Raw genomic sequence first — 13,306 nt, 5'->3', positions numbered from 1 at the left:
CGGCACTCCGGGTGCTGACCCGTGGGAGACGACTCCCCCGCGCCGAGCGCGATGCCCTCCCCCGGCTACCACCGGGGCCGGACCTGTGGGACGGACCGCCGACCCACCCGCACCGACGACCCTGCCGGGAGAGTCTGAATGGCCCGCTCGAACAACGGTGAGAACCCCCCGACCGGGCCGCTGCAGCCGTACAACAACCCGCCCGGCGGGATGCTCGCCCCCGGCGGCGGCCCCTACGGGCCGAGCGTCACAATCCCCGGCGGTACCGGCAAGACCCCGCCCACGCCGCTGGGCCTGCTGAACGCCCTTCGTCGCCGCTGGGTGCTCGCCACCTTCCTCGGCCTGCTCGTCGGTTCGGCGCTGGGGACCGGGGTGTGGTTCATCCTCCCCGGCGGCAAGCACACCGCCCGCGCCACCGTGCAGCTGCGGCCGTCCACCGTCGAGTCGGGCAAGGGGCAGGTCGAAGACTTCGACTCGTTCCGCCGCTCGCAGATGTACCTGGTGAAGTCGCGCGACCTGATCAACCGCACGATCGCCGAGCCGAAGGTCGCCAGCCTGCAGACCATCCGCGAGGCCGACGACCCGGTGGCGCTGCTCGAGACCGGCGTCCGGGTGGACGGGTCGATCGCCCCCGACCTGATGCAGGTGTCGTTCAACGGCAACAACCGCGACGACCTCGTCAAGATCGTGGACGCGCTGGTCGGCAAGTACGTCGACGACGCCAACAACGCCGTCCGCAAGAACCTGATGGACAAGGCCGACCGGCTCGAGAAGCTGATCGGCGACCTGCGGGCCAAGGTGGAGCAGGACGAGCGCGAGATCAAGCGGAAGGCCGAGTTCAACGGCACCATCGGCATCGAGGACACGAACAAACAGCTGAGCACCCTCAAGCTGATGGAGACGCAGCTGTCCCAGGAGGTCGCCGCCCTCAAGACCATCAACCAGGACAACGAGCTGCTGCTGGAGAAGGTGAAGGAGAAGGTCGAGCAGGCCAAGACGGACAAGACCAAGCTCGACGCCGACACGCTGATGCTCCGCGACTGGGTGGCCAAGCACCCGCGGGTGGACACGCTGGTGAAGCAGAAGCTGGCCCGCGAGATCGACCTGGGGCAGGCCAAGACCGCCGCCGGCACCGTGCCCGACGCCCCCGTCGTGCTCGCCCTCGACGCCGAGGTGAAGCAGCTGCAGAAGGCGATCGACAAGGCCCGGACCGAGGTCCTCCCCGACGTCCGTGCCGCGCTGCAGGAGTACGGCGAGGAGATGCTCAAGGCGAAGCACGCGGAACTTCAGGAGCAGCTGACCCTCGACCGCGCCCGGCTGGAGCGGAAGGAGCGGACGCTCACCGAGCTGACGAAGAACGCCGGCAACATCGCCAAGACCGGGTTCGACATCCAGAGCCTGACCCGCGGGCTGGAGCCGATGAAGAAGCGGCTCGACACGCTCGAGGACCAGAAGATTCAGATCGTCATCGAGCGCGGCATGGAGTCGCGGGTCAGCGTCCGCGAGGCGGCCGTGTTGATCCTGAACGAGAACCTGAAGCAGAAGGTCATGCTGTCCGGGGCCGTCGGCGTGGCCGGGTTCCTCGGCGTGCTCGCGCTCATCGCGCTGCTGGAGTGGCGGAACCGCCGGGTGGACGGCGTGGACCAGGTGGTGACCGAGCTGGGGATGCGCGTCATCGGCACGGTGCCGGCGTTCCCGAACCGGGCCAGCCTGAAGGCCGCCGAGGCCGCGGGAAACGCCAACTGGCGGTTCATCCTGAACGAGTCGATCAACAGCACCCGCACCATGCTGCTGCACACGGCCCGGAGCCAGTCGATGCAGGTGGTGATGGTGACGAGCGCGACCCAGGGCGAGGGCAAGACGTCGCTGTCGAGCCAGCTTGCGAGCAGCATGGCCACGGCCGGGATGCGGACGCTGATCGTGGACTGCGACCTGCGGAACCCGTCGATCCACAAGCTGTTCGACCTGCCGCTGACGCCCGGCGTGAGCGAGGTGCTGTGCCAGGAGGTGGACCCGAGCGACGCCGTGCAGCCGACGGCCGTGCCGAACCTGTGGGTGATCCCGGCCGGGCAGTGCAGCACGCGGGTGATCGCGGCCCTGGCCCAGGGGCACCCGCTGGAGACGCTGTTCAACCGCCTGCGGGGGCAGTTCGACTTCGTGGTCGTGGACAGCTGCCCGGTGCTGCCGGTGGCCGACGCGCTCCTGATCGGTCAGCACGTGGACGGCGTGGTGTTCTCGATCATGCAGGACATCAGCCAGCTGCCGAAGGTGATGGTGGCGTCGGAGAAGCTGCACCAGCTGAGCATCAACCTGCTGGGCGCGGTGGTGAACGGCGTCCACATGGGGAGCGCGTACTACGCCTACGGGTACAACTACGTGAAGCAGTTGCCGGCGTAGTCCAGCCGGGGCCCACCCGCCGCGACGGGTCAGGCTATCGAGGAGCCCTTAACTCAAACGCGCACCGCTCATGCCTCGGCGCCCGTCATCACGACCCGTCTCGTCGCCGCCGCTGTCGCGCGGCGCTGCGGGCGTGCTGGTGGTGATCGTCCTCGGCGGGCTGGTCGCCGCGGCCGTGTTCGAGGGGGTGCTCTCCAACCGCTGGGGCGTGCCCGAAGACCTGAAGGCCGCCGCCGCCCGCCTGGACCGCGTCCCGCCGGCGTTCGGCGACTGGACGAGTGTCGAAGTTCCGGTCGACCGCAAAATCCTGGAGCGGGCCGAGGCCGTCGGTTCGGTGTCTCGGGTTTATCGGAACCAGAAGTCGGGCTCGAGCGTCACAGTGATGGTGCTGTGCGGGCCGACCGGGCCGATCGCCTCGCACACGCCCGACGTGTGCTACGCCGGCCTCGGTTACAAGATGCAGGGCGGGGAAGTCAAGAAGACGCTCGGTGACGCGACGTACTGGACGGCGCGGTTCGACAAGGGGGACGCGGACCCGGGCCTGGAGGTGAACTGGGCCTGGGGCGCCGACGGCACCTGGCACGCGGCAGCCACCCCACGCCTGGACTTCACCGGCCACGCGTACCTCTACAAGATTTACGCGACCCGCAGCCTCGCCGCCGCCGGCACCGCCCAGACCGGCGACCCGGTCCACGAGTTGCTGACCGAGTTCCTGCCGGTCCTGCGCACGGCGCTGGGCCCCGGCTAACGCAAACCCCCAGGCTCTACTCTCCCCGAGCCACGGCCTTCACGGACGCCCATGAGTGTAACGCCCACACCACCGCCCACCGCCCGCGACCCGTGGCCGGAGATCGACCGCCTCGCCGGTGACATCGGCGTGAGCGTGGCGCTGTGCCCGACGTGGTACAACGCCGGCAAGGTCGTGTTCGACTACGCAGTCGCCCTCGCGGCGCTCGCCCCGGCCCTGCTTCTCATCTGCGTCGCGGCCGTCGCAGTGAAGCTGTCCTCGCCGGGCCCCGTGTTCTACACCCAAACTCGCCTCGGCTTGCGCGGCCGCCGGTACCGCATCGTGAAGCTGCGGACGATGCACCACAACGTCGAGCTGAAGTCCGGCATCAAGTGGGCCGGCAAGGACGACGACCGCGTGTTCCGCGTCGGGAAGTGGCTCCGCCGCACGCACGTCGACGAGCTGCCGCAGCTGTTCAACGTGCTGCTCGGGCAGATGAGCCTGGTCGGCCCGCGGCCGGAACGCCCGGAGGTGATCGAGTCGAAGGGGCTGGAGCGTCTCGTCCCCGGCTACTCGGCCCGACTACTGGTGAAGCCGGGAGTGACGGGGCTGGCCCAGGTGCAGTTGCCGGCCGACAGCGACATCACCGGCGTACGGCACAAGGTGGCCTACGACGTGTACTACGTTCGCCAGCAGGGCTTGTGGCTGGACCTGCGGCTGGTGCTGGCGACGGGCCTGAAGGCGGCCGGCCTGAACCCGCGGCTGATCCGCGTCTCGTTCCTGCTGCCCGGCCGCGACGCCGTGGCCGCCGAGTTCGGCCGCGTCGTCCACTCCGCCGTCCTCACGCCGCCGCTGCCGGCATGACCGCGGCCCATGACCAGTTGACCAATGACCCACCACTGACCAAGGACAGAACCCAGCTGTCTTCCTTGGTCAGTGGTGGGTCATTGGAAATTGGTCAGTCCCGCGCTCCGCGGGTTCTTTACCTCACGCACCGCGTCCCGTTCCCGCCCGACAAGGGCGATCGCATCCGCAACTACCACATGCTGCGCGGCCTCGCCGCCCGGGGGCGCGTGTGGCTGGGCTGTCTCGCGGACGAGCCCGTTTCCGCGGAGACGCGCTCCGAGCTGGACCGGCTTTGCGAGCGCGTGGCAATCGTGCCCGCGGCCGGGACGCGCAAGTGGCTCCGCGCCGGCTGGAGCGTCCTCAGCGGCGGCAGCATCTCCGAAGGCATCTTCCGCGAGCCGGCGCTGTTCGACGTGGTCCGCGGCTGGGCGAAGGAAGCGGGCTTCGCCGCGGCCGTCGTGTCGGCGTCGAGCCTGGCGCCGTACCTCGCGGGTGACGCACTCGCCGGTGTGCTGCGGTTCGTGGACCTGATGGACGTGGACAGCCAGAAGTGGCTTGACTTCGCGACGACGGTCCGCGGCCCGAAGCGCTGGGTCTACCGCCTCGAAGCCCGCCGCGTGCGCAAGCTCGAACGGACGCTACCGACATGGACCGCGGCGCGGGCGGTGGTCAGCCGTGCCGAGGCCGACGTGTACGACTCGTTCACGGCGCCCGGCGCCGCGACCGTCGCGTCCAACGGCGTCGACCTCGACTACTTCGCACCGCGGGTCGTGCCGGTCGAGCCGGCGCTGGCGTTCGTCGGGGCAATGGACTACCTGCCGAACATCGACGGGGCCGTGTGGTTCGCGCGAAGCGTCTGGCCCGAACTGCGGGCGAAGCACCCCGAGGCGGAGTTCCGCATCGTCGGGCGATCACCCGCCCCCGAGGTGCGGCGGCTAGTGGAGTTGCCCGGCGTGAAGGTAGTGGGCACCGTGCCCGACGTGCGCCCGTTCGTGCTCGGCGCTGCGGCCGCGGTGGTGCCGCTGCGGTTGGCCCGCGGCATCCAAAACAAGGTGCTCGAAGCGCTGGCGCTGGCCCGCCCCGTGGTCGCCGCCCCGCCCGCCCTCGCGGCGCTGGGAACGACCCCCGGCGAGCACCTGCTCCGCGCCGAGTCGCCCGCCGAGTGGGTGGGCGCTTGTTCGACGCTGCTGACGGACCACGCCCGCGGCACCGCCCTCGGCGCCGCCGGCCGCCGCTACGTGGAGGCGAATCACCGCTGGGCGACGTGCCTCGACCCCTTCCTCTCGCGGGTCGTGCCGCATGACGGCTGACGCGCCGGTCGTCTTCGACACCCGGGTCGTGACCGGGGCCGGCGGCGGGCCGGAGAAGACGATTCTGAACTCGCCGCGCTTCCTGGAGCCGCTCGGCTACCGGATGGTGTGCGGCTACCTCCACCCGCCCGGCGACCCCGGCTACGAGGTGATTCGCAGGAAGGCCGCGGAGGCGAACGCTCCGCTGGTGTCGATCCCCGACCGCGGCTTCTGGGACTGGCGCGCCGTGCGGCAGCTTCTGCGGGCGTGCCGCGAGCACAAGGTGACCGTGTGGCACGGTCACGACTACAAGACCAACGCGCTCGGCCTCCTGCTGACGCGCTTCCACCGGATGCGGCTGGTGACGACGGCCCACGGCTGGGTGCAGCAGACGAGCCGCACGCCGCTCTATTACGGCATCGACAAGTGGTGCCTGCGACGGTACGAGCGCGTGGTGTGCGTCTCGACCGACCTCGTGGAAGCGTGCCGTGCCGCGGGCGTGCCGGAGAAGCGGTTGCTGCTGCTGGACAACGGCATCGACGCAGCCGACTACGCGCGCCGCCGGTCGGTCGCGGAGGCGAAGCTGGCGCTGGGCTTCCCGCCGGCCGCGCCGCTGGTCGGCGCCGTCGGCCGGCTGTCGGGCGAGAAGGCGTTCGACGTGCTGCTCCGCGCCGTCGCCGCGCTGCCGGGTGTGCGGCTCGTCATCGTCGGCGAGGGGGGCGAGCGGGGCACTCTCGAGCGACTGATCGCGGAGTTGGGCCTGACCGACCGCGTGAGGCTGGCCGGCTGGCAGGCCGACGTGCGCGGGTACTTCGAGGCGATGGACGTGTTCGCGCTGTCGAGCCTCCGCGAGGGGCTGCCGAACGTCGTGCTGGAGGCGATGGCCCTGGAGGTGCCGGTGGTGGCGACGCGCGTCAACGGCGTGCCGCGGCTCGTGCAGGACGGCGTCAACGGGACGCTCGTCGACAGCGGCGACGCCGCCGTCCTGTCCGCGGCGCTCGGCCGGCTGCTCGGCGACGCCGCACTGCGGGAGCGGTTCCGCGCCGCGGGCCGCGAGACGGTCGAGGGCCGGTTCAGCTTTGCGGGCCGGATGCGGAAGCTGGCGGCGGTGTACGACGATCTCCTCGGCCGCAGGCTCGCGGCCCGTGCTACAGTAGCGTGTGAGCCGGCCGCCGGAGCCCCACCCCGATGATTCGCCTGATGTCTCCGCCCGCGCCGGAACTCGCCGTCGTCGTCCACCCCCGGGCCGCGCTTGCCGCCCGCCTGCCGGCGCTCACCGACTTCGTGCGCCGCTCCGCGCCCGTCGTGCCGCTCGGCAAGCACCCGGCGTGGCTCGGCGTGCTGAACGCGGGCCTCGGTCACGAGGTGTTCGCGCTCGAAGCCGTGAGCGGCGGAACCACGCACGGCTTCCTGCCGCTGGCGCACGTCAGCGGGCCGCTGTTCGGCCGGTTCCTCGTCAGCCTGCCGTACCTCAACTCGAACGGCGTCGTGGCCGCGTCCGCCGACGTGCAGGCGCTCCTGGTGTCCCGCGCCGCCACCCTCGCCGACGAGCTGAACGTCCGCTACCTGGAGTTGCGGCAGGAGGCACCCGTCGACCACCCCGACCTGACGGTCGAGGTCACCAGCAAGGTACACATGCGGCTCGCGCTGCCGAAGACGGCCGACGCCCTGTGGAAGCGGTTCGCCCCGAAGGTGCGGAACCAGGTCCGCAAGGGCGAGCGGCACGGATTCGCCGTGGCGTGGGGCGGGGCCGAACTGCTGGCCGACTTCTACGCCGTGCTGACGGAGAACATGCGCGACCTGGGCACGCCGGTGTACGGCATCGGCCTGTTCCGCGAAATCCTGGCCGCGTTCCCCGGCGCGGCGGAAGTGTGCGTGCTTCGCACCGGCGGGAAGCCGGCCGCAGCAGCGCTGCTCCTCCACGGCTGGGGCACGACGGAGGTCCCGACGGCGTCCGCGCTGAAGGAGCTGAACCCCACCTGCGTGAACATGCTGATGTACTGGCAGCTGCTGAAGCGGGCCGTGGAGCGGGGGCAGACCGAGTTCGACTTCGGCCGCTCGACCGCCGACGGCCCGACGTTTCGGTTCAAGAAGCAGTGGGGTGCGGAACCGCGGCCGGCGGTGTGGCAGTACGCCGGGCACGCCGGCGGCCGCGAGTTGCACCCGGACAACCCGCGCTACCAGCGGGCCATCCGCGTGTGGCAGAGGCTGCCCGTCGGCGTCACCAAGTTGCTCGGCCCGGCGATCGTGCGCGGCATCCCGTAATCGTGGGGCCGGCTTCCCGCCCGCCACCACCGCCCCGGCCGGCGGGAAGCCGGCCCCATCTCGTCCCCCACCCCTTGCGGTCCGCGGGAATACCGGTCAGGCTACGGTGTCCGGTCTGTGACGCCGCCCTCCCGGGTCGCCCATGGAATTCTGTTGCGGCTCCGTTCTCGTGCTCGGCTTCGTGGTCGTGCTCGGGCACGCGCTGTGGGTCGCGGCCGTCGCCGGCTACAGGGCACTGTCGGGGAACCAACCCGCGCCGCAGCACTCCCCGCGCCGCCGACGCTGGTGCCCCGGCTGCGAGCACGAACTCCTCCCGCACCACCAGAACTGCCCGAGCTGCGGCCTCGACCAAGACGGCCGCCGCGCCGCCCAGCTCGAACACGCCCGCTTCGCCGTCCGCGAGGTGGGCGGGCTCGTTGACCGTGGCGAGCTCGCCGCGGACGCCGCCGAGCCCGTGACCGCCGCCCTCCGCGCCCGCATCGCCACCCTGGGCGGCCGCGCCACCGTAGCGGCGCCCGCGAAACCCGTCCTCGTCCGCCCGCTCGACACCGTCCCGCCGCTCGAACCCCGTCCGGCCCTTCCGGATGAAGCGATCCCGGTTGCGACGCTCGCCGCCGAACCGAACACCGAGGCGATTCCGACGGCGGTCCGCGTAGCGGAGCCGGTGGCGCCCGCGGAGCCGCCGCGGCGCGGCGGCTCGCTCGCCGGGTTCATGGAAGAGCGGAACATCTTCTGGGGCGAGCTCGTCGGCGGGCTCCTCATCGTCGGCTGTTCGATCGCGCTGGTTCTCTCGTTGTGGCGGACGCTGGAGCAGCTGCCGTACGCGCCGTTTGCCCTGGCCGCCGCCGTGACGGCGGCGCTGTTCGGCGCCGGCCAGTACACGCTGCACCACTGGCGGCTGGCGTCCACGAGCCGCGGGCTACTCGTTATCGCGCTGCTGCTGGCGCCGCTGAACCTGCTCCTGCTCGCCACGCCCGCGGCGGACGGCGGCGTACTCGATCTCGGCGTGAAGGCGGCGGCGCTGATCGGGTTCGTGGCGATGGCCCGAGCCGCCGGCCGCGACCTCATCGGCACCGGCTGGCTTCCCGGTCCGGTCGATCGGCGTTGGCTCTTGGCGCTGGCGGTGGTGGGAGCGCCGGTTGCGGTGTGGGTCCAGGCCGGCGTCGCGGCGGCGTGGTTGCCGCTGGCGTGCCATGCCGCCGCGTGCGCCGCCGTCCTCGGCGGGCTGACGTGGTACCGCCGGGAACGCGCCGCGGAGCCGCTGAATGAACAACCCGCGTCCGCGGTGCTGGTGTTCGTCGGCGTCAGCCTGTTCGCCCTGTGCGCCGCGTGGGGGCTGCTGCTGACGCGCGCCGCCGACGTGTCGCAGGCCGTGCGCGGACTCGCGGCGCCACTGGTGATCGGGGCAATCCCGCTGCTCGAAGCGGGGTTGCTCGTGCAACGCCGCCTCGTCACCGGGCACGGCGGGCTGAGGGCCACCGCGACCGGCACCGCACTCGCTGGCGCGGCCCTGTTGGCGACCGGCGTGATGCTGGCCTGGCCGGACCCGCTGCGGCTGACCCTCGCCGCCGCGGCCGCCGGCGCCGTGCTAACGCGGGTGGCGTGGCGCGACGGGCTGCCGTGGTTCCAGCTCGGAGCCGTGCCGTTGCTGGGGCTCGCGTCCGTCCTGGCAGTACAGGGCGCCGCCGGCCGCTGGACCCTTCTCGACGACACGCCGGCCGCGTCGACACGGCAGTTGCTCACGTCGTCGGCCGCAGGCGTGACGCTGACCGGGCTCGGGCTGCTACTCGCCGTCGCAGCCGAACTCGGGGCCGCGCGAGGGCGAAGGGCACCGGCCCGCGGCTCGGCTGCGGGCGCTCTCGCGGCCGGGGCGGCCGGGCTGCTGCTGGTGAACGGGCACGGCGCGAGCGAGCCGTGGCCGGCGGCGGGGGCACACCTCGCGGCCGCGGTCGGGATGCTCGCGGCCAACGTGCGTTGGAAGCTGCGGACCGTCGCCCAGGCCGGGGTGTGGCTCCTCCTGCCCGCGACGCTGTGGACGCTATGGGCCATTCGACCGGAACCGCCGGCCACGTGGAGCGTGACAATCGCGCTCGAGGCACTGGCTCTGGCCGCGGCCGCGCTTGCTCTCACGCCGCTCGCCGCGCGCCCGGGGCCGCGCGGCGTCATGCTCGGCCAGCTACGCATCGGCTGCCGCGACGTGGCGGCGGCCGCCGCCGTACTCGGGGCCGTGCTCACTTTCGACGGAACAACCAGCGGCCTCCACGCGGCGACGTTTCTGGCACTGTTCCCGACCGGGCTTCTGCTGGCTCGAGTCGCCGGCCGGTCCGTCTACACCTACGCAGGGTCCGCGGCCGCGCTCGTGGGGCTTGCGCACCTCGCGTACTACACGCTGGACTTGCGGCCGACGCGGGCGGCGCTGCTGCCGGCGGCGCTGACGCATGCCACGGCGGCGGCCCTGCTGGCACTCCCGTTCCGTGGCAAGCGGAGCCGGGAGCGGCTGTTCTCGAACCCGCTCCGCGACACGACGCGGGTGACGGCGTGCCTCGCCGGCGTGCTGCTGTTCCTGCCGCCGGCCGGTCAGGCGCTGGAATGGGCCGGGGCCGCGGCGTGGTTGGCGGCGCTGCTGTTTGCCGCCGCGTGGGGCTCGCGCGAGGCCGCCGGCTTCACCGCGGCACAGGCGGCGCTCACCGCCGCGACCGTGCTCCTCGGGCTGGCGTGGGTCGAGCGGCAGGACTGGTGGGCTGCCGCCGACCTCGGCCTGACCGACCCGCGCGCGCTTCGTGCGTTCGGCGTCGCGCTTGGCGTCCTCGGCCTCGTGTGGGTCGCCGCCCGACGACTCGCCGCCGGCAGCGGCCGGTTACGACAACTATGGCTCGCCGACCCGTTCGCACTCGACCAGATCGTGGTCGGCGCAGTCGTCGTGGTGCAGGTAGTACTTCTAGCAGCCGCCGTCGAGCCGTTCGCGCGCGCCGAGCTGACGCCGCTCGGCTGGCCGCTCCGTGCGGCGCACCCGGACCTGGCGTTCGCGTTCGAGCCGGCAGCGTGGCTGGTGCCCGCGTTGCTCGCGGCCGTACTACTCGGCTGGCTCCGACTCCGCACCGACGGCGAACCGGCCGGCGACGCGGCGATCGTCGGCCTCTTCGCGCTACTGCTGACGGCGGCCCTTCTGATCGCTGGCACGTTCGCCGAGGAACTGGCAACTGCGTCCGCGTTGCGCTGGGGGCTGGCGGCCGCGTTCGCGGCCGGGTCCGCGCTCGTGTTCGCACGCCGACCGTTGGGTGAAGTCGCGGACCGCCTCGGCTTCCGCCCCGCGACCACGCCCGCCGCGACCCGCGGGGCGTACGTGCTGCTCGCGGCCGCGGCGGCGGTCGTGGTGCTGCTGACGGCCGACGTGGCGCGGCTCGGGCTCAGCCGGCGAACACCCAGTGGGCCGGCTGCGGAGTCGGTGTTCGCCCGCCTCGGCTGGACGTGGTCGAACGTGGTGCCGATGGCGCTGGTGGTGCTCGGCCTCGCCGGGACGGCGGCACGCGAGCGACTTGCCGGCTACGCCTTCGCCGCGGGACTGACTTTCACCGCGACCGTGGCCGGTGGCTACGCCCTCGGCGTCGTCACCGCCGGCGGGTCGTTCGGGCCGCTCGAGGAGTTGCGGCTCGGAATGCTGACCGTCGGCAGTGTCGCGGCGTGGGCGGCGCTGTGGATCGCCGCCGGGCGGCGTGTCCCCGGCGGCGTGCTGCTGGACTTGCAGGCTGCGGCGGGACTGTTCGGCGTCGGCCTGATCGCACTCGTGCCACTGGCCCAGCTGTTCGCGTTTCCCGACCGGGGGCTCGTCGGCGCGCTCGCCGAGTTCGGTGCGGCCGGCGGTCCGCTGATGGCGCTGGCCGGGTGGGCGTGCTGGAACCGGGCGACGCCGTACGCCCCGGGCCTGCGGGCGCACGTCGTCGGCTTCGGGGGAATCATCGCTGGCGTCGTCGCAGCGTGCGCCGTGCAACCGCTCGACGAGCCGGGGCAGCGCGTGTCGTTCCAAACGCTCGCGGCGACGTGGGCGGCCGTGGGGCTCGGCCTGACGGCGGCGCTGTTTCGCGCACCGCTATTGTGCCGCGGCAGCTGGCTCGTCGTGGTCGCGGCCGGGCTGGTACTGGCGGCTCTGGTCGGCCCCGCAGAACGGTTCCGGCACTGGGGCGCGCCCGTCGGCCTGGCCGGGTATTCGGTGCTGGTCGCGGCGCTCGCCGCGTGGCTCGCCGCGCCCGCCGTCCGCGTCGGCTATCGCTGGCGCCGCCTGCTCGTGGCGCAGTGCGTCGTCGGGCTAGCGATCGGGCTCCTCGCGCCGGCCCTGGCCGTGGGTCCGTTCACGCTCGCCGACCGTCTCGGCGGCCCCGTCGCGGTGCTGCTGCTCGCCGTCGCCGCCGGCGTACTGTCGGTGAAGGCGCCAGCCCTTGTGCACCTACGGACTGTAGCGATTCTCCTCGGAGCCGCCGCGCTCGCGCTGACGGGCTGGGCCGTGCCCGACCCCGCCGAGTCGGCCGTGTGGCTGAAGCGGAACGGCTGGGCGTTCGTCGCCCTCGTCGCCGCCGCGTGCGCGACCGCACCGGCCGCGGCGCTGCGACGGGCCTGCGGCGTACTCTCGGTCGTGGCGCTCGCGGCGCTGTCGGTCGTGCTGCTGCAACAGGTACCGACGTTCGACCCCGTCACCCGCCGCACGCCGCTCGACCTCGCCGAAGCGCTGGCGATACTCGCCGGCATCGGCGCCCTGACCGCGCTGTCGCTCCTCGCCGCTCTACGCCCCGGGGCCGACCCGTTCGGCCTGCCGGAGCGCCGCCGCACGGCTTACGTATACCTCGCGGAAGTGCTGCTCGTGCTGTTCTTCGCCCACGTCCGCCTCAACCTCCCGGAGCTGTTCGTCGGCGCCATCGCGCGCTACTGGACGTTTGTCGTTATGCTTCTGGCGTTCGCCGGCGTCGGCGCCGCGGAGGTGGCCGAGCGGCGCCGCCTGACGGTGCTCTCCGGGCCGCTGCGGCGCACCGGCGTGCTGCTTCCGCTGGTGCCGCTGTTGGCGTTCTGGGCAAAGCCGCCGGGGTTCGTCCTCGCGTTCGCGGACGACAACGCCCCCGGTCTGCGGCCGTTCCTCGGCTACCTCGAAAAGCTGCCCCAACAGTTCGACTCGTACGCCGGCCTCTGGTTCCTCGGCGGGCTCCTGTACGGCCTCGTCGCGCTGCGGCGGCGCTCCATCGGGTGGGCGGTGCTCGCGGCCCTGGCGGCGAACGCCGGCGTGTGGTCGCTGCTGGCGCACACCGGCATCTCGGCTACGGTTCACCCGCAGGTGTGGGTCGTGCCGCTGGCGCTGATCGTGCTCGTCGCCGAGCACGTGAACCGCCGCGAGCTGAAGCGGGAGTTGGCGACCGGCCTCCGCTACGCGGGCGTCGGGCTGCTGTACGTGTCGTCGGCCGCGGACATGTTCATCGCCGGCGTCGGGCAGTCGCTCTGGCTGCCGGTGGTGCTGGCGGTGTTCTGCGTCGCCGGCATCCTCGGCGGCATTCTGCTGCGGGTGCGGGCGTTCCTGTTCCTCGGCGCGGCGTTCCTGCTGCTGGACGTTCTGGCGATGATCTGGCACGCCGCCGTGGACCGCGCCCAGACGTGGGTGTGGTATGCCGCCGGGATCGTGCTCGGGGCCGCCATCCTGGCCCTATTCGCCGTGTTCGAGAAGCGGAAGAACGAGGTCCGCGAGGTGGTCGAGGGGCTGCGCCGGTGGGACTGACCGGCCCGCGGCGCGGCATTCGCTCGTAGA

7 protein-coding genes are annotated in these 13,306 nt (G+C 72.6%); all 7 read left to right on the top strand.

Going from position 1 to position 13,306, the window contains the following annotated elements; translation table 11 throughout:
* Positions 1-138 precede the first annotated feature (138 nt).
* The 7 genes from ETAA1_RS09845 (at position 139) to ETAA1_RS09815 (ending at position 13,276) form a co-directional block, all read left to right on the top strand.
* Positions 139-2,397 carry a polysaccharide biosynthesis tyrosine autokinase gene (locus ETAA1_RS09845; protein ID WP_145237000.1) on the top strand — a complete coding sequence of 753 codons (2,259 nt, stop codon included), beginning with the start codon at positions 139-141 and terminating at the stop codon, positions 2,395-2,397.
* A 70-nt stretch (positions 2,398-2,467) separates the two neighbouring features.
* Complete coding sequence (locus ETAA1_RS09840) at positions 2,468-3,145, top strand: exosortase-associated EpsI family protein (protein WP_145236997.1); 678 nt, start codon at positions 2,468-2,470, stop codon at positions 3,143-3,145.
* A 51-nt stretch (positions 3,146-3,196) separates the two neighbouring features.
* On the top strand, positions 3,197-3,988 hold the full coding sequence (locus tag ETAA1_RS09835; RefSeq protein ID WP_145236994.1) for a sugar transferase: 792 nt from the start codon (positions 3,197-3,199) through the stop codon (positions 3,986-3,988).
* The gene (locus tag ETAA1_RS09830) at positions 3,985-5,280 is read left to right on the top strand and encodes a TIGR03087 family PEP-CTERM/XrtA system glycosyltransferase (RefSeq protein WP_145236991.1); all 1,296 of its coding nucleotides are present in this window, start codon (positions 3,985-3,987) and stop codon (positions 5,278-5,280) included. The genes ETAA1_RS09835 and ETAA1_RS09830 overlap by 4 nt, the downstream gene beginning before the upstream one ends.
* Positions 5,270-6,451 carry a glycosyltransferase gene (locus ETAA1_RS09825; RefSeq protein ID WP_145236989.1) on the top strand — a complete coding sequence of 394 codons (1,182 nt, stop codon included), beginning with the start codon at positions 5,270-5,272 and terminating at the stop codon, positions 6,449-6,451. Before ETAA1_RS09830 ends, ETAA1_RS09825 begins: the two co-directional genes overlap by 11 nt.
* Positions 6,448-7,524 carry a FemAB family XrtA/PEP-CTERM system-associated protein gene (locus ETAA1_RS09820; RefSeq protein WP_145236986.1) on the top strand — a complete coding sequence of 359 codons (1,077 nt, stop codon included), beginning with the start codon at positions 6,448-6,450 and terminating at the stop codon, positions 7,522-7,524. The genes ETAA1_RS09825 and ETAA1_RS09820 overlap by 4 nt, the downstream gene beginning before the upstream one ends.
* Positions 7,525-7,666: 142 nt before the next feature.
* Positions 7,667-13,276, top strand: a complete 5,610-nt coding sequence (locus tag ETAA1_RS09815) for a hypothetical protein (RefSeq protein ID WP_145236984.1) — start codon at positions 7,667-7,669, stop codon at positions 13,274-13,276.
* Positions 13,277-13,306 lie beyond the last annotated feature (30 nt).

It is taken from the genome of Urbifossiella limnaea (assembly GCF_007747215.1).
In the GTDB taxonomy this organism is placed as follows: Bacteria; Planctomycetota; Planctomycetia; order Gemmatales; family Gemmataceae; genus Urbifossiella; species Urbifossiella limnaea.
The sequence above is the reverse complement of the archived record's forward strand: the minus strand, read 5'-3'. Positions and strand labels throughout refer to the sequence as shown.

Bases quoted from the DNA above. Each gene is read 5' to 3' on its own strand.
- ETAA1_RS09845 (WP_145237000.1), top strand. From the start codon at position 139: ATGGCCCGCTCGAACAACGGTGAGAACCCCCCGACCGGGCCGCTGCAG.
- ETAA1_RS09840 (WP_145236997.1), top strand. From the start codon at position 2,468: ATGCCTCGGCGCCCGTCATCACGACCCGTCTCGTCGCCGCCGCTGTCG.
- ETAA1_RS09835 (WP_145236994.1), top strand. From the start codon at position 3,197: ATGAGTGTAACGCCCACACCACCGCCCACCGCCCGCGACCCGTGGCCG.
- ETAA1_RS09830 (WP_145236991.1), top strand. From the start codon at position 3,985: ATGACCGCGGCCCATGACCAGTTGACCAATGACCCACCACTGACCAAG.
- ETAA1_RS09825 (WP_145236989.1), top strand. From the start codon at position 5,270: ATGACGGCTGACGCGCCGGTCGTCTTCGACACCCGGGTCGTGACCGGG.
- ETAA1_RS09820 (WP_145236986.1), top strand. From the start codon at position 6,448: ATGATTCGCCTGATGTCTCCGCCCGCGCCGGAACTCGCCGTCGTCGTC.
- ETAA1_RS09815 (WP_145236984.1), top strand. From the start codon at position 7,667: ATGGAATTCTGTTGCGGCTCCGTTCTCGTGCTCGGCTTCGTGGTCGTG.